19 protein-coding genes are annotated in these 23236 nt (G+C 43.9%); 4 read left to right on the top strand and 15 right to left on the bottom strand.

Going from position 1 to position 23236, the window contains the following annotated elements:
- Positions 1 to 17 precede the first annotated feature (17 nt).
- Entirely contained in the window at positions 18 to 956 is a 939-nt protein-coding gene (locus NYE25_RS29280; protein WP_341147511.1) for a DUF2161 family putative PD-(D/E)XK-type phosphodiesterase, read from the top strand.
- Between the two features lie 1110 nt (positions 957 to 2066).
- On the opposite strand, the gene NYE25_RS29275 is transcribed toward NYE25_RS29280, so the two are convergent.
- Complete coding sequence (locus tag NYE25_RS29275; protein ID WP_341147510.1) at positions 2067 to 3284, bottom strand: aminotransferase-like domain-containing protein; 1218 nt, start codon at positions 3282 to 3284, stop codon at positions 2067 to 2069.
- Positions 3285 to 3429: 145 nt separating this feature from the next.
- The gene (locus NYE25_RS29270) at positions 3430 to 4080 is read right to left on the bottom strand and encodes a DNA-binding response regulator (protein WP_341147509.1); all 651 of its coding nucleotides are present in this window, start codon (positions 4078 to 4080) and stop codon (positions 3430 to 3432) included.
- A 283-nt stretch (positions 4081 to 4363) separates the two neighbouring features.
- Between NYE25_RS29270 and NYE25_RS29265 the strand changes: the two genes are divergently transcribed.
- Both NYE25_RS29265 and NYE25_RS29260 read left to right on the top strand, forming a co-directional pair.
- A complete protein-coding gene (locus tag NYE25_RS29265) occupies positions 4364 to 4771 on the top strand; it encodes a hypothetical protein (protein ID WP_042186244.1) in 408 nt (135 codons plus the stop codon).
- Positions 4768 to 5835 carry a phosphodiester glycosidase family protein gene (locus tag NYE25_RS29260; protein ID WP_341049311.1) on the top strand — a complete coding sequence of 356 codons (1068 nt, stop codon included), beginning with the start codon at positions 4768 to 4770 and terminating at the stop codon, positions 5833 to 5835. The genes NYE25_RS29265 and NYE25_RS29260 overlap by 4 nt, the downstream gene beginning before the upstream one ends.
- A 366-nt stretch (positions 5836 to 6201) precedes the next feature.
- Here NYE25_RS29260 and NYE25_RS29255 read toward each other — a convergent pair whose 3' ends face one another.
- From NYE25_RS29255 to NYE25_RS29220, 8 genes are all read right to left on the bottom strand, one after another.
- A complete protein-coding gene (locus NYE25_RS29255) occupies positions 6202 to 6456 on the bottom strand; it encodes an AbrB/MazE/SpoVT family DNA-binding domain-containing protein (RefSeq protein ID WP_039871533.1) in 255 nt (84 codons plus the stop codon).
- Between the two features lie 124 nt (positions 6457 to 6580).
- Entirely contained in the window at positions 6581 to 7045 is a 465-nt protein-coding gene (gene trmL, locus NYE25_RS29250) for a tRNA (uridine(34)/cytosine(34)/5-carboxymethylaminomethyluridine(34)-2'-O)-methyltransferase TrmL (protein WP_042125678.1), read from the bottom strand.
- A gap of 123 nt (positions 7046 to 7168) precedes the next feature.
- Positions 7169 to 8257: a 3-phosphoserine/phosphohydroxythreonine transaminase gene (gene serC / locus NYE25_RS29245; RefSeq protein WP_042186243.1), complete on the bottom strand. Its 1089-nt coding sequence runs from the start codon at positions 8255 to 8257 to the stop codon at positions 7169 to 7171.
- Between the two features lie 110 nt (positions 8258 to 8367).
- Complete coding sequence (locus NYE25_RS29240; RefSeq protein WP_341147508.1) at positions 8368 to 9255, bottom strand: hypothetical protein; 888 nt, start codon at positions 9253 to 9255, stop codon at positions 8368 to 8370.
- A 150-nt stretch (positions 9256 to 9405) separates the two neighbouring features.
- On the bottom strand, positions 9406 to 12144 hold the full coding sequence (locus tag NYE25_RS29235; protein ID WP_341147507.1) for a GH36-type glycosyl hydrolase domain-containing protein: 2739 nt from the start codon (positions 12142 to 12144) through the stop codon (positions 9406 to 9408).
- 29 nt (positions 12145 to 12173) lie between these two features.
- Positions 12174 to 13010 carry a carbohydrate ABC transporter permease gene (locus tag NYE25_RS29230; protein WP_341147506.1) on the bottom strand — a complete coding sequence of 279 codons (837 nt, stop codon included), beginning with the start codon at positions 13008 to 13010 and terminating at the stop codon, positions 12174 to 12176.
- Entirely contained in the window at positions 13010 to 13903 is an 894-nt protein-coding gene (locus NYE25_RS29225; RefSeq protein WP_042125669.1) for a carbohydrate ABC transporter permease, read from the bottom strand. The genes NYE25_RS29230 and NYE25_RS29225 overlap by 1 nt, the downstream gene beginning before the upstream one ends.
- A gap of 108 nt (positions 13904 to 14011) precedes the next feature.
- Positions 14012 to 15385, bottom strand: a complete 1374-nt coding sequence (locus NYE25_RS29220) for an ABC transporter substrate-binding protein (RefSeq protein ID WP_341049320.1) — start codon at positions 15383 to 15385, stop codon at positions 14012 to 14014.
- A 375-nt stretch (positions 15386 to 15760) separates the two neighbouring features.
- Here NYE25_RS29220 and NYE25_RS29215 point away from each other — a divergent pair, with 375 nt between their 5' ends.
- Positions 15761 to 16795: a LacI family DNA-binding transcriptional regulator gene (locus NYE25_RS29215; RefSeq protein WP_341049323.1), complete on the top strand. Its 1035-nt coding sequence runs from the start codon at positions 15761 to 15763 to the stop codon at positions 16793 to 16795.
- A gap of 206 nt (positions 16796 to 17001) precedes the next feature.
- Here NYE25_RS29215 and glnA read toward each other — a convergent pair whose 3' ends face one another.
- The 5 genes from glnA to NYE25_RS29190 form a co-directional block, all read right to left on the bottom strand.
- Complete coding sequence (gene glnA, locus NYE25_RS29210) at positions 17002 to 18426, bottom strand: type I glutamate--ammonia ligase (protein ID WP_042186233.1); 1425 nt, start codon at positions 18424 to 18426, stop codon at positions 17002 to 17004.
- Between the two features lie 283 nt (positions 18427 to 18709).
- Complete coding sequence (aroF, locus tag NYE25_RS29205) at positions 18710 to 19756, bottom strand: 3-deoxy-7-phosphoheptulonate synthase (RefSeq protein WP_042186231.1); 1047 nt, start codon at positions 19754 to 19756, stop codon at positions 18710 to 18712.
- A gap of 264 nt (positions 19757 to 20020) precedes the next feature.
- Positions 20021 to 20977, bottom strand: coding sequence for a 4-hydroxy-3-methylbut-2-enyl diphosphate reductase (locus NYE25_RS29200; RefSeq protein ID WP_341147505.1), 957 nt, complete (start codon positions 20975 to 20977; stop codon positions 20021 to 20023).
- A gap of 60 nt (positions 20978 to 21037) precedes the next feature.
- The gene (locus NYE25_RS29195; RefSeq protein WP_042186227.1) at positions 21038 to 22483 is read right to left on the bottom strand and encodes a sensor histidine kinase; all 1446 of its coding nucleotides are present in this window, start codon (positions 22481 to 22483) and stop codon (positions 21038 to 21040) included.
- Position 22484: 1 nt separating this feature from the next.
- Entirely contained in the window at positions 22485 to 23174 is a 690-nt protein-coding gene (locus tag NYE25_RS29190; protein ID WP_042125657.1) for a response regulator transcription factor, read from the bottom strand.
- Positions 23175 to 23236 lie beyond the last annotated feature (62 nt).

Raw genomic sequence — 23236 nt, 5'->3', positions numbered from 1 at the left:
GCTACGGGAGTGACACTATGGCGGTACGACATGAAACGGAGCTGTATGCTCCTTTGAAGGTTTTTTTTGAAAAGCAAGGATACAGCATCAAGGGTGAGGTTCGGACTTGTGATTTGGTGGGTATTCGTGAGGATTTAGAGCAGCCTCTAATCGTAGAGATGAAAAAATCGTTCAACCTCGCCTTGCTCCTGCAAGGCGTGGAACGGCTAAAGCTCAGTCCTACGGTCTATCTCGCAGTAGAACGTGTCCGTGATAAAAAAGGAGCGGTAAACCAGCGCTGGGGCGAGATTAGCGGACTGTGCCGCCGCCTTGGTCTCGGGCTGATCACCGTTGTTTTTTATAAGACCAAGGCCCCGCTGGTCGAGGTGCTCGTCGAGCCGGACGAGACGCCACCTGCGCAGCGCAGCAACAAGCGGCGGCGCGAGCGCCTGCTCTATGAGTTCCGCGAGCGCAGCGGAGACTACAACACCGGCGGCAGCACGCGCGTCAAGCTCGTGACGGCCTACCGTGAGAAAGCGCTGCGTGTCGCGCTTTCTCTGCAGGCAGCGGAGGCGGAAGCCGCCGTCGCTGCCGAGAAGGCCGCTGCGAAGGCTTCGCTCGCAGCGGGCAAACGTGCAGCGGCGAGCACCGCTGCACAGGCTCCGGCGCTGAGCTCAGCGCCGGAGGGGCGTGCTGCCGGGGACACGGCAGCACGGGAGGCAGCGGCGGCTGGCACGCGAAGCGGTGCCCCTAGCGCTGCCTCAAGCGCCCGCTCGGCCGGGATCTCTCCGGCCGAGCTGCGGAAGCGTAGCGGCGTACCGAACGCCGCCGCTATGCTGCAGCACAACTACTACGGCTGGTTCCACCGTGTCAGCCGTGGGCGCTATACCCTGACCCCAGCCGGTCAGGCCGCGCTAGTAGAATACGCCGCTATAACTGGCGGCGTACCCCATGACAGCAATCATCACAGTAATTAGCTTGCCTATACTAAACAAAAAATTCTTTCAATTTCAAATTTTTGCTGGAGCCTTTATCTTTTTCTCTGCTTTTGATCTTTCACTCTGACTTTTATCATTATCCGATTTTGATCTTTTACTTCTATTTTGATCTTTTACTTCGATTTTCGTCTTTGAATTAGGTTCTAATCATTTACTCGGACTTTAAACTTATTATTCTAATGCACACGTAACGATGTCTAGGTAACGCCAAAAAGCATCCCATCGACGGGATGCTTTTTGGTATTCCAATCTTGCCACATTAGTATCTGATTTCGTACCACGTTCGTATTGCACTCATATCACATTTGTTGTCATACATGCCATGTTCGTATTACGTTTTTATCAAATTTGTATCACATTCGTATTCGTATCTCATTACGTAACTTGTTCACATAGCATCCATATCACATTTGTAATTATTTCGTACCAACTTCATCACTTATTAGTATCACAAGCAAGTACCTCATCCAGCTCTTCGGGACTATACTTTAATTAGCTTATTACACTTTCGAACACAATCCTTATTTACTATTTCCTCTATTATTGCTTTAACATGCTACTATTGCTGAACCTTTCACCTTAGAACCCCGATGTTACCTTCAACAACCACTAATATTAAATCTTCGAAAATTAGGGAAATCCTCCCTAAAAATCTTCTCTTTACGCGCTCTAAAGCGAATTTTAGGGAATTTCTCCCTGATTTTCGTCAGATTTGCCCATGAAAAGGGTTTTTCCTTAATTTTTTAGGGACAAATTCCCTAAAAGCTCCATTTCAGAGCTTATACTCTCCAGTTTTAGGGATAAATTCCCTAAAATAGTCTCACACGATACCTCACAGCTGACCAGATGTACATTCATGGTCATTTCAAGCGGTCCTACGTTCCGCCACCGTCAATCCGTATGTCTGTCCTTCTGTCCTTCTGTCCTTCTGTCCTTCTGTCCGTCCGTATGTCTCACCGTCTGTCATTCCCTCCCGTTCATTCATCACGATAAAGGAATGAATGTGGTGATGAATGGACAGATAGGGAATAAGCAAGGTACAGACAATCAGATCCTTTAATCATCCACACCCCCACCAGCCCCACCCACCTAACTCCGAGCCGTGAACTCCTTAACCGCCTCGCTCATCAGATTCATACCAAGTAGAAGCTCATCCCGGCCGGGATGGCTGAAGTTAAGACGAATGTGATTTCCACTTCCATCTACGCTACATAACGGTCCTGGCAAAAATGCCACGCCCTTACCTAGCGCACATTTTAGCAGTGCCATAACATCCATTCCCTCCGGTGGAGATACCCATAGAAACATACCTCCTGACGGGAGGTCGTAGGAGCTTCCTTTCCAAGCTGGACGTTTTAGCAGTTCAACCATTAACTTCAGTCGGGTGTTATATTCTCGGTTCAGCTGCGCAATATGCTCACGAAGATCAAAAGCGGTCACATCCAACAAATGATGCAAGAGCCGCTGATTTAATGCGCTCGATTGCCAGTCTGCCATCTGCTTAGCAGCAGCCATCATCCCGATCACTTCCCGGCTACCTGCAGCCCAGCCCGTCCGCAGCGCGGGCGCAACGGTCTTGCTGAACGAACCGATATATAATACGTGTCCGCCATCACTTACATTTTCCAGCGCATACAAGGATGGATATCTTGTGGCCCAATGCTCACCATACTTCTGGAAATGTAGATCACCATAAGAATCATCTTCTACAATCAGGATGTTATACGCGATGCAAAGATCCAACACCTCACGCCGTCTCTCTAAGCTCCATAGGATGCCACTTGGATTCGTAAAGCTTGGTGTTCCGAACAGCATCTTAGGCTTATGCAGTTCAATTTGCCTCCGCAAATGATCTGGATGAAGCCCGTCCAAGTCACCCTCTACAGGAATAATGATGGCACCCTGCATCCGAAGAGTTTGCAAGAATCCTGGAGATGTCGGATTTTCTACTAATACACGATCTCCCGGATCAATATACACCCGCGACAACAAATCAATCGCTTGCTGGCTCCCCGTTGTTAGCAGAACTCCACCCTCAGTAACAGTTACCCCTTTTTCTCTGAGCCAATCCCCGGCAAGCCACTCCCGAAGTGGACCATACCCTGCAGGATCACCATATTGAAGTGCTCCTGCATCTGCAGATATCACCGTAGAGGCTGCTTCGGCAAGCAGCGATAATGGGAACAGTTCTTCCGCTGGTAATTCTTCAGCAAGCGATATCATGGAGCTTCTCCGTGTTTGGGTGCGAATACTTAGAAGCGGTGACGATAGCAGTGTGTGCGCGCGAGCAGAAAATTGGTAAAGCATGCGAAATCCCCCTTCCCTAGTACCAAGTAGAAATGGCTAAGTTATCCTCTTTCGAGGACGATTATCCATTTAACGTGATATGCTTTCTTCTATTTCAAGAATATTCCGCCTTTCCCGTCATTATGTCGTATAGCTTGGGTTATGCTTAGATTTGCCTGTTTTGTCTTGAAAAGAGAGCAAATTTCTCAATGGCCTGAGCTCGCGTCGAAACATCAAGCTTCACATAAATTTTGCGCAAGTAATTGTCAATCGAACGACGACTTACTGCAATTTCAAGCGCTATTTTATCATAAGTAATCCCCTGAACGATTCGCTCCATAATAAACATCTCTGTCTGCGTCAATTGAAGAACATCATCCAGTCCTTTAGAAGTCGAAATCGGCCAGGATCCTTTTTCTATCCATTCTAGCGGCATTGAAAGAAAACCCACCCGCAAACCCAGGATCAGCTGTAAAAGCTGATGAGGAGAAGATCCTTTGGAGAAGATCCCGCTGGCTCCCAGCTCTATGAGGGGCTGAAGCAGATCCCTGCCGTCTTCATCCGTCATTACGACAAAATGTGAGTTTGGTGAGCTTTTTTTCATATTTAACAGCACACTCTCAATATTACCTTCAGGCATATGATAATCTGCCAGCACTAGCTCGGGATTCTTTTCCCTTACGATGGAAGCGCCTTCGTCCCAAGTTGAATACATTCCTAGAACTTTAAGCTCTCCTCCCTCTTCCAAAATCAATTTTGTCCCCAGCATACTTGTAGGATGACACCCCACAATAACCACCTGCCAAACCTTCATCATTAATGCCCAGACCCCCTGCTTTATATAATCATCCAGAAAGGAAAGCGCCGCAGCGTTTCCGGTTTAAACGCAAGCAAGGAAGTATGATGACTTGTTCGTTTATTCTCTCGCTGGTTACCTTGAGTACGTCTATCAGAAATTCCAATCTATAGAAATTGTATCGCAGTAGTTTAATAGGATGCAATTACTTTTTCTAGTTTTCACACTCTCTTACATTTTTGCGAAACTAGTCAAAGTCTGATAGAATGGGGACTTGAAAAAAAGACCAACCCGAGGTGATCAAATGCAACCGCTAGCGGAAACGTCCCCGGTACACTCGCGCCGTGCTGCTGTGAGAAGCGGCCCTTCCGTAAAATGGTTTTTACTGTTCTGGATCGTGATGATTGGAATTGGTGTATATGCTGTATACAGCTACACAAACCATTTGAAGCAGCAAGTGCTGAGCGAACTTAGCAATCAGAGCCAGCAGCAGCTAACCGTTCTTAAGACCGACTATGAGTCGAAAATTGCCGTTCTCACTGAAGAAGTGAAGGAATTGCAGAATACAGTGCAAAGTTTTAACGAACTATTAACCTTCACTAAAGATAATGCAAGTGCCAAGACAGACAATAGTAACAAGCTATATACGCAATTGAGCGAAGTTAGCAAACAGTTAGAAGCTTTGAAGAAAGAAATGGATCTGATCAAATGATGACGCCAGTCAAAAGAGTGAACCGTTTCTTTATGCTTCTGACCGCACCTTTTTTAGGTTTACTGATATGTATGTGGTGGTATCGACCACCGCTCGAGCTGGATCTTGATGTAGGACAATTTGCACCTATCTCAGGGCCTCTGAATGAAACAGCTATCCTAAAAAAAGATTTAACCCTAGCCGAAGGCACTGCATCCTACACCATAGATGCAGTCAGCGCTAGCGCTAAGCTATATAAAGGAACCACTACTGCTATGAATAAGTTAGTCGAGACAGCGAAGACTCAAGCGAGCCGTCCTGAGCTTATCTATAACCGCCGGATATCTGCCAAGCTTGGAATACCTTCGGAGGTCCTTACTAGCGACCGGATTAGAATCGAGCTGTATAAGCTGAATCCAGGTAACTATAAGGCCTATGCTTTGAAGATCAAATTGAAGGATCCAACTGCGATGCAGATGAGTCTTGCGAAGGAAGCTACTGGTGGCGCAGAAACCACTATGCACGCTGTACAAAGTCATGGTGCTATTGCAGGTATTAATGCTGGAGGTTTTGCGGATAAAGCCGGAAAACGCTATCCCTTAAGCACTACTGTGGTTGATGGAAAGTATCTCAATGGTTTCGAACCGACATTCAAGGATCTCAGCTTCGTAGGTCTGAACAAGTCCGGACAGTTAATCGGCGGGAAATTTTACAGTCGCGCACAGTTAGATCAACTCGAACCCGTATTTGGTGCAACCTTTGTGCCTGTTCTACTTAAGAACAACGTCAAAGTACCGATCCCGGAAAAGTGGAAAACATCCCCCAATCGGGCGCCACGTACAGTAATCGGTAATTATAAGGATGATCAGCTTCTCATCTTTGTAGCGGATGGCTATAATGAGCTTGGCAGCTCTGGTGCTCGGCTAGAGGAAATTCAGAACAAGCTATACAACATGGGTGTCATGGATGCTTATAATCTGGATGGTGGAGGATCGTCATCACTCATCTTCAATGGAAGAGTAGTCAACAAGCCATCAGACGGAAATCTTAGAGCTGTACCAACAAATTTCCTGTTTTTTAAATGATTATAGTAAAATGTCTATGCAACATATCACATTTGCGTTTATTTTTATTGATTTGCAGGGTATAATCTTGATAACGAATACATTTGCTAATGGAGGTGCCAGTATGTCGTTCTCATTAACCTTTTGGATCGTAACTATCGTATTTGTGTTATTTATGGTCGGCATCCTTACCTCATCTTACAACGACGACAAAACAAAAGGTCTATAAGCAAGAAATGTCTCAGCAGCCACTTGGCTCTGAGGCATTTTTTTATAAGCCTGAAACAAAAAAACTGCCACATAAGTAGAGAAATCTACGAATGGGACAGTTTCTTTATTTAGAAAACTATTGGCTGTCAGAATTCTAAATGTGTAAATATGTACTTCCTAGGCGTGTCTTGGCAATTGCGTCATTTCTGATAGGCATGCAGCGCAAATATAACGATCTTTATATTCACTCACACCTTCCATTGATCCGCAGAAAACACATTTTGGACGGTAACGCTCCAAGATGATATGGTCACCCTGTACTAAAATTTCAACCGGGTCGCCTTCATTCATCTGATACCTTTTACGCAGGGACTTAGGCAGAACAATTCTACCCAGCTGATCCACTTTGCGAACTACACCAGCAGGTTTCATATCTAACGTACACCTCTCCTGTTCAACTAATAATTTGTAGCTACTATATATTTCGGCTCATTCATTATATTTCGTTATTAAAATGTCGAATCCTGCTGAAAAAAACAAAAAAAATGTCTTTTTTCTAAACAAGATTAGGAAAATCCAGCTGTCGAAGGGCTTCATATACAATAATAGCTGCAGAATTCGATAAATTCAGCGATCTCACGGCATCACTCATTGGCATGCGCATTTTTGTTTCTTTACCCGCTTCCAGAATTTCAGCAGAAAGCCCCTTCGTTTCTTTACCAAAGACAAAGAAGTCTCCATCTTGAAAATCAAAATCGCTATATCTCTTCTCCGCTTTCGTCGTTGCGTAAAAGAAACGTCCCTCACTGTACTTCTCAAGTACCTCAGCAAAAGAGTCGTGGTATTCAATGTTAACAGCGTGCCAGTAATCCAATCCTGCTCTTTTCAATGTAGCATCGTCTGTACGGAATCCGAGCGGGCGAACCAGGTGAAGATGAGTGCCTGTTGCTGCGCAGGTACGCGCAATGTTTCCAGTATTGGCCGGTATTTCCGGCTCAACTAATACGATATGGAGTGCCATTATATGGTTCCTTCCTCTCTAAAGGCTTAATAGCCAGATGTTTTACTCTAGTGCATAACCATAGCTTCTCCAAACAAACTGAAAACCTTCCACCCATAGGCGGAAGGTTTACGATAGAGTTCATTAACCTTGAGTTTGCCGGAAATGGTTCATGAAATCAGAAAGTGCTTTAACACTTTCGTAAGGAACTGCATTGTAAATGGAAGCGCGCAAGCCACCCACACTACGATGTCCCTTTAAGCCGACAAAACCTTCCAGTTCAGCAGCTTTAACAAACCGTTTTTCGAGTTCTTCCGATTGCATCCGGAAGGTAACGTTCATAATGGAGCGACTGCTCTTCTCAGCAACGCCACTGTAGAAGCCGTCACTTCCATCGATGTGATCATATAATAGACCCGCTTTTTCAAGGTTCTTGGAATGGATACCAGCAAGACCACCTTGCTCCTCAATCCATTTTAATACTTCGTTAACCATATATACAGAGAAAGATGGAGGTGTATTGTAAAGAGAGTTATTTTTGTAATGAGTGCTGTAACGCATGATAGTTGGAATGTTAGAAGGTGATTCTGCGAGTAATTCCTCTTTAGCAATAACTACAGTCACACCGGAAGGACCAAGGTTCTTTTGTGCTCCAGCATAGATCATTCCGAATTGGTTGACATCGATTGGCCGGCAAAGGATATCACTGGACATATCTGCGATGAGCGGAATCGAGCCAGCATCCGGATATTCTGCATATTGCGTTCCTTCAATGGTCTCATTGGAAGTAACGTGAAGGTAGGCAGCATTTTCCGCAGCTTTAATCGAACTCAATTCAGGTATAGCTAAGAATTTCTTGTCTTCGGAAGAAGCAGCAACATGAGCGCCCCCTACCAATTTAGCTTCTTTATAAGCCTTATCTGCCCAGCTACCTGTCATAACATAGCTACCTACTTGGCCTTCGGAAATCAGGTTCATAGGGATCATAGCAAACTGTGTGCTTGCTCCACCTTGTACGAACAATACCTTATAGCCCTTCGGATTGCCGAGGAGCGAAAGCAGACGTTCCTGCGCTTCATTATGCACGGATTCGTAGATTGCTCCACGGTGCGACATTTCCATGATAGACATTCCACTTTCTCGGAAATCAACAAACTCCGCTTGTGCGCGTTCCAGTACCGTAAGCGGCAATGCTGCCGGTCCGGCATTAAAATTGTATGCTCTCTTATTCAAAACTACTCCCCACCCTTTCTCTCCTATCAATATGGATATCGCTTATGATAGCAATAATCTCACACACCAGCAAGTATAATTATTCACATAAAAGCTTTGATTACTGCTTATCATGATGTGAAAAAATGATAAGTTCGGCTCCAGGACTTGCTTTCATGCGGTAAAAGACTAATGTTCACAAAAACTTCAGGTGAGACCACATGGCGTTCTCCCCATAGCGCCATTCGTGCTACTGGGAAATCTCCGCTCTCGCGTACTCCTGTTCCACTAGGCTTATGAACTAACTCCCAATTGAACTCAGCCTCTGGACCTCCCCAGCCACTCAGCTTGCAGTAAAATGACCGGTCTGGCGCTTCTGACCAAGTAAGGGTATTACCAGATACCTCTAGCAAATTATTCGTGTATTTAGATTCTGGCTCTTCTACTTTGAGCCCATTCGAGAGGCGCAACTCAAAATCCGAACCTATATTCAAACCATCAATTCCTACGAAATTGTGGATGTATTCCTCGGTTTGGATTGGCTTATCCCCTTTGTTATGCAATTCATATGCAATTTTCAATTGGTCGTCCTTTATAGAGATCGTTTTGGTCAAAAGCATCGCGTATCCATTACTTTCCATCGGCTGGACAGTATATGTAATCGAATCATCCCTAACCTCCATATCAACAGCAAAGGGGGTTAGTGGATATTTATTATGAAAGCTATAGCTCTGCGAATCCAGCTTTTGTAACAATCCGATTCCGGGCTTTGGAAACCAGCCTCCGATCGGCGCTTCATCATACCCAATTGCCCGGGAAATGCCAAACTCGTTGCATAGTCCACTTCCGCCAGTACCTTCGCCTTCCTTCAAGCTCTCTGGCACACAAAACGTATGGTTACCCTTTTCTAACGTAACTTGTGTGATAAACCCCGTCCAGTCAAAACGAGTCCCTTTATAATCTTCTCCAATATCAGCGATATCCACAGATAATACGCCATTTGACAGCCTGTAACCCATCCTTCACAAACCCCTTTCAATCATTCAACAAATAAGTAAATTAGCCCCATTATATCATTTATGAAGAACCTTAGTTTTTATAATTTTCAAAAAAACGTCTGCAGCCGCTATTCATAACGGTGCAGACGTTTATAAAAATTTCAGTTAAGATTACGCCAGAGTCACTTCAATCACGTGAAGCTTCTCTGTCTGCAGAGCAAGTAGCTCCTCACGTGGAATAATAGCACTTCCTGAGCCGCGCTGCAGCGTCACCTCGCTGCCGTTCAACGTAACGGAGTGTATTTGGTACTCTCCGTAGTTAAAGCTTCTAGTGGCTTTATAGACCACTTCAAACTCACGATCTGCAAAGATCGTCTTAATTGATGCTTTACCCTCGGAATCAAATTGTTCTTTTACTAATTTAGGTTCTAGCAATAGATCTCCCAGCTTGCCCTTCACACCAAATACTTCAGTGACCATGGTTAGCAAGAGCCAGCTTGCGGAGCCTGTTAGATACGTGTACATCCCTCTGCCTTGCTCGTTAATATATTCAGGAATACCTGGGTAGATGCGAGCTTTTTCGAAATCCGTACTCAAGCTGTAAAGAGATTCAAGGACCTTATGACCTTCTTTTACATAACCACGTTTGTACAATGCATTTCCATACATGATGGTCATGTGACTGAACATGGCCCCATTTTCTTTATGGCCAAAAGCAAAACCAAAAGCACGACCCAGATTTTGCTGAATCCCACCGAAACGGGAGTTAAGCCTGTATCCTATCTTGTCATCAAACAGATTACGATCTACAGCTGCTATAATGTGTGGAATTTGCTCCGGAGCCGCTGCATGACCCATAAGCGGGAACACTTGACCCGTAAGCGTCATACGAACGCCTTCAGAAAATTCACCCTCTACCTGTTCACCATCGTTATTATAATAACCATTAAACCAGCCATCGCCATTCTCACTCTGTACCCACTCGTTGCTACGCAAATGGTTAAATAACCATTCCGCTTTTTGCTCCAGATCATCAGCTACTTTATCAATATCGAGAGATACACGAACTCCACTCACCTTATTTGGTGCGGCAGCATAATATCGATCCAATCTCTCATGCTTACCTGATACAGAACCATAATCCACAGACTCGTTAAGGGTATCCAGCAGGAGCTGCATTTCTTCGGCTAATTCAACAGTTTCCTGACCTTTAGAAATCTTAAGGTTACGCAGCACCCGGGAAATATCCAATAGATTGCTAGCATAGAAAGATGTAAATGCTACACTCTCTCCGCGATCCGCCCCCATATCGAGGCCATCATTCCAGTCCGCGCCTTCGAGCAGGATATTATTATGTTCTCCTACATTAAAGAACGGAACTAGATTTTGCAGCAAAATATGTTCCAGAATCGTACCTTTGTAGATTTCCCCAGAAACTGTTCTAAGATCACTGCCTACAGAGGTATTCCATGAAGAATCACGTTCCTTACAACGACTCATAAACGTATCCCGGAAATAAGTCTGTTCTTGCAACAAGAAATCAAGATCACCACTCTGATCCAGATAGAGCATCGTTGTTAAAAATGGCCATGCCCCATGATCCATCCATACACGAGGGATATTGTTACGGTCAGCGATAAATTCACCTGGCTGTTGACCGATAATGGTTGCGTTACTGCCATCAATTCTCACACCAGCGTAATTGTTGAAGAGTAGGCTACGAACTTCGGCAGGCTCCATAATGAGCAGTGCCAGACAGTCTTGCCAAAGATCTCGCCAGCCACGTCCGCCTCTTCCATAATCATGATACGGTAAGAAGGAGTTACCATACAGTCTTCTAAGGACCGGTTGGATGGTTACCCATTTCATCCATTGATCTGCATCCGAGTCGCCGGTATGAAATTCAACCATATTCACTTTGTCTGCCCAGAACGCTTTAGTTTCCTTTAGCAGATGATCAAAAGCTTCAGATGTACCATATTTACTCATCAACGCTTCAACGTTAATTCTATCACTATCAATTGCCATAACTACGACATAAGAATGGCTTGCACCAGAAGACAAGGTAATTGAAGCAAAACGAAGACCACCAACGGCTTCATAACCCTCTCTATCCACGCCGCCACCTTTACCAATCTCTGGCGTAGCATTCAGAATAACAGCTTCTGGCCAGTCAAGACTTCCACCTTCACCGATAAATTCTTCTTGAATCGGGAAGAAACCATCAGGTTGACTGCCATCACCTTCTGCACCAAATACACCGTAAGAAGTGTGATTAATGCGATGACCACGCTCATCGAAAGATAGTGCAGGTTGAACCTCAACACCATAAGCTGAAGTGTAAATCCGGTTCAGCAGGGAGGTTACATGTCTGTGATCGCGCAGATCATCTGCGGAACGGGCATACAAGGGAACTACAGCCGTTGGTGTAAGAGTAAGCTCCTCTGTTCCCGTATTCGTCAACGTAACTTTCATAAGTTCTACCTTGTCGTTACCACTAGGTACGAAGCTGGTAATCTCAGCTTTGATACCCATCTCAGAGTTGCTGCGAGTCACACGATGCCATAGGAATCCAGCCTCAAGTACTGCATCATCAGCAGATGGGGTGTAGAACGCTGCATTTTGCTTAGCAGAGTTTCCAGCTGCAGACCAAGCACCTTTGCCTTCGACGTAAACCCAGAAATTACGCGAGGCGCGTGAATTATGCAAATCTTCAACAGATAATGGCGGTGTTAAAAATGTATTATGACCTGTTGTCGCCTGACCATGAAGCTTCGGGGTTACAGTCGACATCATTCCCCCCTCATTTACTAGAGGGAAGTATAAGAAACTACTATGATCCGGTTGCTGAAGCTTGAACTCCCCGTCCTTTCCGGTGAATTCAAAGCCTTGAATTTTTTTGCGGTCCATTGTCCCCATCCTCTCATTTACACATCTACTTAAGCTTTAACCGCACCTGCCAATGCACCGTCAACAATATACTTTTGAATGAAGGTGTACAGGACGATAAGTGGTGCGGATACGATCATGATACCGCACGCCAACATAGGCCAGTTGTTCCCGTATTGACCACGGAATTCTTTAAGCCCGAAGGTAATTGGATAATGTTCCGGACTTGGCAAATACATGACCGGTCCCACAAAGTCATTCCAGATGGTAATCGCTGTTAAAATAACACCCGTTGCGATAACAGGTTTCATCAGCGGCATAATGATCTGGAATAGATATCGCATATATCCAGCGCCATCCATACCCGCAGCTTCATCCATTTCCCGACTAATCCCTTTAATGTAACCAACGAACATCATGAACACGATGCCTGTTCCGCCTGTTTTAAGCAGAATATAACCCAGCTTCGTATCATAACCCACAAACCCAAGCTCCTGTTTCATGGTAAGCATCAACTTGAACTGCGCTACCATTGGATTCGGCAGGAATTGAGACATCAAGAAGAACAAATAAATAAACCCGCTCCACTTCACATAATTTCTCGCCACCGGGAAAGCACCGAATAACGACACGATAAGTGTAAGTACTGTTGCTACGGCTGTATACAGCAGACTGTTCAGGAAATAATTAGAGAAATTACCTTTTAACCAAGCTTCCTTGTAATTATCCCATTGAATACTTTTCACAAGTCCGATCGGGTCTAGCAGGTAATCTGTGAAGGACTTGAATGAAATATTTATAACAAACAATAGCGGCATGATATACAAAACAAGCAACACTGCAATCAGAATATAAGAGAGAGTTTTGGCGGTTTTGGAATCTTTCATTAATACTCCACCTCTCTCTTACGCATTTGTTTAACTGCAAATACAACAAAGACTAGAATCATAAGGAACTGTACCACAGAAAGCGCGGATGGAAGTCCCATCTGTAGAGAACCACGGAACGTCTCTTTATACACGTCATAAGCCATCGTTCTTGTGTTAAAGCGACCGTCCGTAGTTGCGAGAATAATATCAAAGGTCGACATCGCACCGATAATGGACAAAATAATATTAATGGTGAACGATGGAGCAATAAGTGGGAACGTAATGTTCTTAAAAGATTGCCACTTCGTGGTTCCATCAATATATCCAGCTTCATATAGATCTTTCGGAACGGATTGAAGTCCTGCAAGGAAAATCAGCATGGAGTAACCCATGTACATCCAAATTTGCGTGAATATAATATAACCAAACGCATGGGTGAAGCTTCCAAAGAACATATCTTTATAACCGAACAAAGAATCATACAGTTGATTGACAGGACCACTAAGCGGATCGAACATCAAGCCCCATACCAGTGCAACTACCGATACACCGAGGACAACCGGCAAAAAGAAAACTGCGCGATAAAAATAATCGCCTTTCAGCTTCTGATTAATCACTACGGCCATAAGGAGACCGACACCGTTCTGTACGATTGTAACAATGATCATGAAATAAACAGTTCGTATAATGGAATCCCAACGTTCGCCTGAATTTCCGGAGTTAAAAACACTATAATAATTGTCAAGGCCTACGAAATTCAACTTGCTTCCAGGAACGTTAGTAATATCTGTAAATGAATAGATGACCGTCATCATAGAGGGTCCAAAATAAAAAACAACGTACAACGATAATGGAATCATAAGCAGCAGAAGTGGTAAATATCTTTTTATACCTTTTCCGAACGGATACATTTCTCTCACCTACCCAATCCTAATTCAATAAAATGATCGGGGTCTGTACGAACAGACCCCGATGTTGTACACAGTATGTTGTAGATATCTGTTTATTGGGATAACAGCTTATTTAGGAGCTGCAGCTTCCCATTCTTTTTGTTGAACATCTGCAAGTTCTTTAGCGGTTTTAAATTCGCCACCTGGTGCAAGGTATTCAGTGTGTACACCCTCAGCAGCAATGTGCTCGCCAACGTTATCACGGTTAATCATCATGATTTCATAAGCTAGCTCAAAGTCACCTGTCATGTAAGGAGCAAGCTCTTTGTCAATAAAGTCACTGTCAGTTGCAATGTTATCTTGTGTTGGCAAAAAGCCTGCAGCTTTAACGTATTCCGTGTAGTTTTCTGGTTCAGAGAAGAATTCCAGCCATTTCAAAGCGCCTTCTTTGTTCGGACCTTTTTCTGCTGCATACCAAGTTACATCGTATTTACCTACAAGTGAATTGTTTTTAGCAGCGTCTTCAGTAGCTGGAATTGGGAAGTATCCAAATTTCAGATCTGGATTAGCAGCAGCAATCGTAGGAGCATCCCAAGTTCCGTCAGCGATCATAGCTGCTTTACCTGTTGCAAAGTACGAGGGTGCTGTTGCATAGTCAATCCCTAAGAAACCGTCGATGAAATAGTTATCTTGAAGCGTCTTCATTTTTTCTAGCACTTCTACAGCCTCAGCATCGTTGAACGCTGAAGTACCTTTCCAAACGCCTTCAATCCATTTTTGTTGGTTGCCGCCACCTAGAATCTTAGACTGCAAACCGAACACTGGTAGTTTCAAAGGCCATACATCTTTACCAGCCACTACGATTGGCACGATGCTCTTGGATTTCAGAGTATCAAGAAGACTAATAAACTCTGTCCATGTAGTAGGTACAGTCAAACCGTTTTCTTCAAACATTTCTTTATTATAGAAGAAACCTGACATTGCTACTTTACCGGTTGGGATCGCATACACTTTATCGTTGTAAGTACCCGCCTTGGCAATATCATTCGCATTGTAGTTTTTAACGAAAGCTTCGCTGCTCAGATCAGCAATCAAACCGGAATCAATCCATTGTTGCCAGTCTGGCACTTTCGCACCTGGTGTCCAATCTTTCGGAGACAATCTCATACCGGAAAGATCGGCAAGGACGTCTACGTCACCAGCTGTGATTCTCGCTCTTTGCGCTTGTTTGAATTCATCATCCGGACCAGTGGTTGTGTATTCCACTTTATATTCTGGATATTTCTCTTCAAACTTCTTATTAATGTCTGTAATGACTTTGTTAATGTTCTCTTGTTTCCAGTGCAAGATCTTAATCACTTTCTTGTCACCAGATGCTGGCTTGTCTGTTCCGTTCCCCGGAGCATTTGTAGCCTCACCTTTTGTGTTGTTGCCGCTTCCACATGCTGCTAATGAGAGCACTAGCGCTGAGCTCAACAATATTGCAGAAAGCTTCTTTACCATTTTTGTTACCCCCCAGATAATTTGTTACGACCTTTTAACGAAACACTATTTTAATTACTGAAATCACGAAACTTTAACGACAATAATACAGAAAGCGGTTTCGTTGTTTTTATTATTACATCGTTATTTATCTTTGTAAAGTCTTTTTTATTCTTAGTCTTTGAACTATTTTTGACCATATATCTATAAAAACCCTTTGATATATAGGACATTCCTGCCAGACAACTAAACATCTCATTGACTATCTACCTATATAATTATAAAATCATTTACGAAAACGTTTCGTAATTCATATTTGAAATCCATAAAAAGTTTAACTCAACTATACTTTTATCATAGATTACGGAGTATTTCGCATTATAAGGAGGACTAAAGTTGGCCTATAACATTAAAGACATAGCGAAAATAGCTGGAGTTTCTGTTTCGACAGTATCTAAAATCATAAATAACTACAGTGATATTTCGGAAGACACCAAGACTCGGGTACAACAAATCATAAAGGAAACTGGATATACTCCCTCCAACTCAGCAAAAACATTAGCTACAAAATCATCGAATCTGATTGGTGTTATTTTTGCAGGAATGCTGAACGTTGACTTTACCCACCCTTTTTTCATCGAAGTTCTAAATTCCTTCAAAAAACAAATGGGACTGTTAGGTTATGACCTGATCTTTTTCTCTAACGAAAAATTTAAAAGTGGCGATACTAATGATTATCTTGCCCGTTGTCTGCATTTTAATGTAGATGGCTGCCTACTTATTACCGGACAAGAGCTAGAAACCTCCATCAGCGAATTGGATAATAGTTCTATCCCATGCATCGGCGTAGATTTAAAGCTGTCAGGCGACAATTCGGGTTATATCATGTCTGATAATTTTAAGTTGTCTACCAAGGTAGTCGAACACTTTTACTTATTAGGCTATCGAGAACTTGGTTATATCGGCAGCTCCTCTGAGTCAGAAATCTCCAATATACGTGAAAGTGGTTTCCGCAAAGCACTTGAAGATTTAGGACTACCGATCAACGAAAACTGGTTCTTAAACGGCAGCAACTTCTTTGAAGCCAGCGGGTATGAGACCATGCGTAGAATGATTTCGAATGGAAACTTGCCCAGAGCGATATTCGCGGCTTCTGATCAGCTAGCTATTGGAGCTATGCGTGCCCTAAAGGAATCTGCTATTGCTGTTCCTGGAACCGTCGCGATTATTGGCTGTGACGATATCGAAGCCTGCAATTACACAACACCACTCTTGACTACGATTAAACAAAATAAAGATAAGATTGGTCGTCTAGCCGCGTTAATGCTGTATGATCTAATAAACAATCAATCAGGCACGAGCTCTTTCAGCGTCGAGCCAGAGCTCATCATAAGAGAATCCTGCGGAGCTCCTGAGCGGGGTTTAGTATAGATCCCTAAGTGATACCTCTACTTAATTAAAGCGGAACACAGGTCAGAATATTAAACTATAGAAGCAAAAATGAGGATATCCTTAGTCATATCAATGGCCAAAGATATCCTCATTTTTGTTAGGATCAATACAAAAGGTGTTCCTAAGTCATTTCCATGACTTAGGAACACCTTTATTTGTTAAAGCTTTATATGATTTGAGTAATCTTACAGGTCGAAGTACAAAGAATATTCATGTGGATGAACACGAATCGCAACCTCTTGAGCCTCGGAACGTTTCAGAGCAATATAGTTATCAATGAAGTCCTTAGTAAATACGTCGCCTTCTGTAAGGAACTCGTAATCAGCTTCCAAAGAATCAAGCGCTTCGCTCAGGCTACCTGGAACGCTGCGGATCTTTTCTTTGTCTGCATCGGACAATTCGTAGATGTTCTTATCCAGAGGACCGTAACCCAGTTCTTGTGGGTTGATCTTGTTTTTGATTCCGTCCAGACCTGCCATCAGCATTGCGGAGAATGCCAGGTAAGGGTTAGCGGTGGAGTCCGGTGTACGGAACTCGATACGACAGCCCTTCGGTGTCACAGCCGCTACTGGAATACGAACTGCTGCAGAACGATTTCCTTTGGAGTATACCAAGTTAACCGGTGCTTCGTAACCAGGAACCAAACGTTTAAAGGAGTTGGTGCTTGGGTTAGTCAAAGCGATCAAAGCTGGTGCATGATACAAAATACCGCCGATGTAGTGAAGAGCCATTTCGCTCAAGTTAGCATAAGCGCCTTTTTCGTAAAACAAAGGAGTGTCTCCGTCAAAGATCGATTGGTGTACGTGCATTCCGCTACCATTATCGCCAAACAGTGGTTTTGGCATGAAGGTTGCTACTTTGCCGTACTGACGTGCAGTGTTTTGTACAATATATTTATAAGTCATGAGATTATCAGCAGTTTTCTTCAAGGTATCAAAACGGAAGTTAATTTCCGCTTGGCCTGCAGTTGCTACTTCGTGGTGATGACGCTCAATGCGTAGTCCCACTTCAGCAAGCAGACGACACATTTCACTACGGATATCCTGTTGGGAATCCACAGGTGCTACAGGTACATATCCACCTTTAACGCCAACTTTAAATGCAAGATTGCCGCCCTCTTCTTTACGACCCGTATTCCAAGCCGCTTCTTCAGAGTCTACGAAGAATGAGGAGCTGTTCATACCGCTCTCGTAACGAACATCATCAAAGATAAAGAATTCAGACTCAGGTGCGAAGAATGCTGATGTTCCAACTCCGCTCTTCTGAAGGAATTCTTCTGCTTTCACAGCAATACCGCGAGGATCGCGCTCATAGCGTTCACCATCAGGAGTGAAAATGTCGCACATAACGTTCAGCGTTGGATGAGCTGTAAACGGATCAATGAACACACTGTTCGGATCAGGCATCATAACCATGTCTGATTCTTCAATACCACGGAATCCTTTGATGGAAGAACCGTCGAATGCTACCCCATTTACAAAAGTTTCATCTTCCACTTCAGATGCAGGCAGAGAAATGTGGTGAGCACGGCCACCTAAATCTACGAATCGAAAATCTACCCACTCGATATTGTTTTCTTTAATTGTTTGCAACACTTTTTCAACCGACATGAATTTTTCCTCCCCCAAGTTCCGAACATTAAGCCCCTCACAGTATGCAAATGTTCTTGTTTCATTTTTATTTGCTGTCGTCATTATAAATCTCATACCTAACATCGTCAATGCTTATGTCAGGTATTTCTTTCAGCAATGTAAGATATTCTAACGCTTTCGTGAAATCCATTATTTTCGCTAATATTCATAACATTTCTAACTTATCCAATAGCAAAGAAGCCCTACTATCCCGCTGTACCGCGGGTTTAGAGGACTTCCAAGGTTGTTATATTCTTAAAAATTATAGCGCCGAAACGGTTTCTGGTGAAGTTGAAAACTTACGTCCAACAATCGGAGCAAGCTTTTCGAGATCCTTAAGCAGATTATCGAACTGCTCAGGGAATAACGATTGAACACCGTCACCTGTCATAGAATTGTCCGGATCTGTGTGCATTTCGATGATTAGACCATTTGCACCAGCTGCAACCGAAGCTTTAGCCATAGGTTCAACTAACTCACGACGTCCAGTGCCGTGACTTGGGTCAGAGATTACCGGAAGGTGGCTTAAGCTTTGTAGAACCGGAATAGCCGATAGATCCAGCGTATTGCGTGTGTAAGTCTCAAATGTACGAATACCACGCTCACAGAGCATTACATCCTTATTTCCGCCTGCCAAAATGTACTCCGCTGCATTGAGCAATTCATCATAGGTTGCACTGAAGCCGCGTTTCAGAAGGACAGGTCTTCCACAAGTACCCAGCTTACGCAACAAATCAAAGTTCTGCATGTTCCGTGTACCCACCTGGAGGATGTCAGCATGTTCTGCACAAATATCCACATACTCTGGTGTCATAACCTCTGTAATGGTTAATAGGCCATGACGCTTTCCTGCTTCAGCCATCATAGTCAAACCTTCTACACCTACGCCTTGGAAGCTGTATGGACCTGTACGGGGCTTAAACGCGCCTCCACGCAGTACCTGAGCACCTGAAGCTTTAACCAGACGGGCAATCTCATCAATCTGCTCTGGAGACTCAACGGCGCATGGTCCGCCCATAATCACCAGATTCTCTCCACCAATCTTCACACCCTTGATATCGATAATGGTATCCTCTGGATGGAAATCACGGCTAGCTAGCTTATAAGACTTGGAGATCTTTACGACGTTCTCTACTCCCTTCATTTGCCGCAAATGCTCTGCAAGCTTAGGAGTGACACTTCCTACTAAACCGATAACAGTGTGATCTGCACCTTTAGAGAGATGTACCTGCAGACCCTCTTTTTCGATAACTGCAATAATATCTTTAACCTGCTCTTCTGGCGTTTGATTGGATGTAATGACGATCATTTTAATAACTTCCTCTCTACACTTAAAATTTATAATAATTTCGCTCAACACACTCGCACTACGACGCGTGTTCGCTTTTAAGCTTTTAAGCTTTTATGCTTTTAACCGATAAAGCGATTTTACTCTAAAAATCCTTTACCGTCAATCCTATTTCCTGATTTATAAGATGAAACCGCTTTTTCTAAATAGAAAAGCGCGTAACCTCGATAGACGAGGTTACGCGCTTTTGTCCTAACACAAATATATAAGTTCGCTTACAGCGCATTAAGTAGTGCTTGTGCTCTTATTCTTAACCGGAGGAAGTAATTTCGCCATATTCACTGTACGTTTGATCTCCCATGTCTCGGGATTCTCGGAATCGTACTGCTCCAAATAATTAATAACTTCTTTGGTAATTGGTGTAGGTGTAGACGCGCCAGAGGTAACCCCCACAATATTTACACCCTTCAACCAGTCGGTGTTTAGTTCAGAGATATCAGAAATCCGATGAGCAGGCACACCTGCGATCTCTTCCGACACCTGTGCCAGACGATTAGAGTTGTTGCTTCGTGGATCGCCAACGACAATCACTAGATCGCATTGACCCGCCTGTTCCGCTACAGCCTCTTGACGCACCTGAGTAGCCATACATATCTCATTATGCACTTCAGCACCTGGGAAGGTCTCTAGTAGCTTTTTCATAATATTCTTAATGTCCCACTGGCTCATAGTGGTCTGATTCGTAATTACAATCCGTGAAGAAGGAATGGATAGAGTTGCAATCTCATCTTCTTTTTCAATTAAATGCACATGCTCTGGCGCAATGCCGACAGCACCTTCCGGTTCCGGATGGCCTTTCTTGCCGATATAAATAACCTCATAACCGTCATCGACTTTCTCCTGAATGAGATCATGCGTCTTTGTCACATCAGGACAGGTAGCATCGACCGTAGTCAATCCTTTATCCCTAGCCATCTTGCGTACCTCAGGTGAAACTCCGTGAGCAGTGAATATAACAGTTCCACTGTCTACTTTATCGAGAATATCCAGACGGTTATGACCGTCCAAGGTAATGATGCCATCGTCCTCAAACGAATTCGTGACATGACTATTATGAACAATCATGCCCAGTATATAAATCGGCCGGGGAAGATCGAGATTTTGCGCAGCCTGCCGTGCCATTATCATAGCATCGACTACTCCGTAACAATATCCCCGGGGAGAAATTTTAATGACTTCCATGACTTCACCAACTTTCTGCTTTCGTTGACTTCTGTAATAGGACACACTTTAAATTATACCCTATTCCAGCGGCGGAGCAAAGAGAAGCGGCAACCAGATCACAAAAGTAGTTCCTTCGCCTTGGCGTGTAACAACTTCCACAGACCCACCATGCTCGTCAATAATCCATTTAGCAATGGATAAACCAAGCCCAATTCCTTCTGTAATTCCACGTGATTCATCTGCACGATAGAAACGGTCGAAAATATATGGAACCTCATCTTTATCCATACCTATCCCCGTATCGGTGATCCGAATACCAACCTGATTCTGATAGAAAATCGTATCTAAACTTACCTCACCAGAAGGCGTGTATTTAAAAGCATTATCAATAAAAATAAATAACATTTGTTGTAAATAATCTTTATTACCCACAACATATTTTCCATTTAAGACGGACATATCCCCTGTAACCCACTCCGCTTGACGAGGCAGGAAGGATGCCCTACGCGCGATCTCAGTCATCATTGGTTCCAGTGCCACCGGCTCTATCTCGAAGGTTCGCCCTGTATCAGCACGAGCGAGCGAGAGCATATCTGCTACAAGTCGGCTCATTCGCTTAGACTCGTCCGCGATATCCTTCACCGATTCCATCGAGAGCTGGCGAATTTCAGCCTCGCTCATCTTCCCTTCGCCCGGTTCCATCTCCCAAACCTTTTGCAGCAGATCGATATTCCCACGAATGGTTGTTAGTGGAGTCCGCAGCTCATGTGATGCATCGGAAACGAATCGACGCTGAGCTGCATAAGAATCCTCTAACTCTGTGTAGAATCCTTCCATCCGCCCAAGCATGTTATTGACAGTCTCAATTAAACGACCTATTTCGTCCGGAGGTCCATCATATTCAATACGGGAGCTTAGGTCTGTCCCAGTCTGGATACCGTTTGCAGCTTCAATCACTTTCCCAATAGGACTCATCGCTTTACGTGCCAGGAATAAACCAAAGGTAAATGCCGCGATCAAGGTAGCAAAAGAACCGACAAGCAATATATTTTTCAAACGCTCCAATAGCTTATTCTGCTCATTCACATAGGCAGCGACTTGTAATACAGCCACTGGATTATTATTATAATGCTCTAGTTCGATAGGCATCTCGTAGATCAAAAACTGATTGCCGTCCACAACAACATTACGAAATCCTTTTGCAATTTTATCTTTAGCAGGATAATCAAACCGTAGGCCAAAGTTAATCATATTTGTCGATTGTGACAAGCTTTTGCTGCCATAAGTATAAATCTGCGTATATAAATTGGAGTTTTCAGGACCGACTCCGCCAAGTTTCAGCTCACCATTGTAGCGATCAACGCTAAATAAAAGTTTCGTTTGCTCAGATTGTACCTTCAGACGATCCTTCAAGTCCCCATACGTATTAAAATAGACAAAACCGTAAATTGCGGCTGATAAGGCCAGCAGCATAACGGCCAAAATCCCTGAATACCAAGCAGTCAGCCGCAATCTTATAGACATGTTAGTTGTCACCTCTTAGAATGTAACCGGCACCCCGGATCGTTTGAATGAGGCGTTTACCGCCATGCTCCTCCGTCTTTTGACGTAGCATAGCTATGTATACCTCAAGTACATTTGATTCACCGCTATAATCATAACCCCATATTTTATCCATGATCAGATCCCGCGAAAGCACCCGTTTCGGATTCTGCATAAAGAGATGTAGCAGCTCAAATTCCTTCGCTGTCAGCTCCAGTCTCTTGCCGGCGCGTGTCACTTCACGTGAATCCACATCCAAGGTAATATCCTCGTAAGTAACCGCTTGCTCACTGCCGCCACTTTGCTCACTCTTGCGCCGAAGCAATGCTCGCACACGCGCAAGTAACTCTTCCAGCGCAAATGGTTTAACTAGATAATCGTCCGCACCCAGATCAAGCCCTTTCACACGATGCTCAATTTCATCCTTGGCCGTAAGCATTAGAACAGGTACATTACTGCCCCCTTCTCGCAAACGACGACAGACTTCAAATCCGTCTACCTGAGGCATCATAACATCCAAAATCACCACATCCGGATCGCTGCTTAGGATTGCTCGTAAACCATCCGCTCCATTCACCGCTGTCTTCACATCGTAGCCTTCAAAAGCTAGCCCCCGGCGCAGCATGGAAATAATTTTTTCATCATCATCAATAATAAGAATATTCGGTCGCATCAAGCAGCCCCCATTGTTCATTTCTATTTATTTATATTGTAGCAGTCACACCATGTTTAGAC

It is taken from the genome of Paenibacillus sp. FSL E2-8871, from assembly GCF_038000345.1.
GTDB lineage: Bacteria > Bacillota > Bacilli > Paenibacillales > Paenibacillaceae > Paenibacillus_AQ.
Note: the sequence above shows the minus strand (reverse complement) of the source record. Positions and strands in the feature narration are given on the sequence as shown.

What these genes read in the sequence shown, in the direction of transcription:
- NYE25_RS29280 (WP_341147511.1), top strand. Translation starts at nt 18, where the DNA reads ATGGCGGTACGACATGAAACGGAGCTGTATGCTCCTTTGAAGGTTTTT.
- NYE25_RS29275 (WP_341147510.1), bottom strand. Translation starts at nt 3,284, where the DNA reads ATGCTTTACCAATTTTCTGCTCGCGCGCACACACTGCTATCGTCACCG.
- NYE25_RS29270 (WP_341147509.1), bottom strand. Translation starts at nt 4,080, where the DNA reads ATGATGAAGGTTTGGCAGGTGGTTATTGTGGGGTGTCATCCTACAAGT.
- NYE25_RS29265 (WP_042186244.1), top strand. Translation starts at nt 4,364, where the DNA reads ATGCAACCGCTAGCGGAAACGTCCCCGGTACACTCGCGCCGTGCTGCT.
- NYE25_RS29260 (WP_341049311.1), top strand. Translation starts at nt 4,768, where the DNA reads ATGATGACGCCAGTCAAAAGAGTGAACCGTTTCTTTATGCTTCTGACC.
- NYE25_RS29255 (WP_039871533.1), bottom strand. Translation starts at nt 6,456, where the DNA reads ATGAAACCTGCTGGTGTAGTTCGCAAAGTGGATCAGCTGGGTAGAATT.
- trmL (WP_042125678.1), bottom strand. Translation starts at nt 7,045, where the DNA reads ATGGCACTCCATATCGTATTAGTTGAGCCGGAAATACCGGCCAATACT.
- NYE25_RS29240 (WP_341147508.1), bottom strand. Translation starts at nt 9,255, where the DNA reads ATGGGTTACAGGCTGTCAAATGGCGTATTATCTGTGGATATCGCTGAT.
- NYE25_RS29235 (WP_341147507.1), bottom strand. Translation starts at nt 12,144, where the DNA reads ATGGACCGCAAAAAAATTCAAGGCTTTGAATTCACCGGAAAGGACGGG.
- NYE25_RS29230 (WP_341147506.1), bottom strand. Translation starts at nt 13,010, where the DNA reads ATGAAAGATTCCAAAACCGCCAAAACTCTCTCTTATATTCTGATTGCA.
- NYE25_RS29225 (WP_042125669.1), bottom strand. Translation starts at nt 13,903, where the DNA reads ATGTATCCGTTCGGAAAAGGTATAAAAAGATATTTACCACTTCTGCTG.
- NYE25_RS29220 (WP_341049320.1), bottom strand. Translation starts at nt 15,385, where the DNA reads ATGGTAAAGAAGCTTTCTGCAATATTGTTGAGCTCAGCGCTAGTGCTC.
- glnA (WP_042186233.1), bottom strand. Translation starts at nt 18,426, where the DNA reads ATGTCGGTTGAAAAAGTGTTGCAAACAATTAAAGAAAACAATATCGAG.
- aroF (WP_042186231.1), bottom strand. Translation starts at nt 19,756, where the DNA reads ATGATCGTCATTACATCCAATCAAACGCCAGAAGAGCAGGTTAAAGAT.
- NYE25_RS29200 (WP_341147505.1), bottom strand. Translation starts at nt 20,977, where the DNA reads ATGGAAGTCATTAAAATTTCTCCCCGGGGATATTGTTACGGAGTAGTC.
- NYE25_RS29195 (WP_042186227.1), bottom strand. Translation starts at nt 22,483, where the DNA reads ATGTCTATAAGATTGCGGCTGACTGCTTGGTATTCAGGGATTTTGGCC.
- NYE25_RS29190 (WP_042125657.1), bottom strand. Translation starts at nt 23,174, where the DNA reads ATGCGACCGAATATTCTTATTATTGATGATGATGAAAAAATTATTTCC.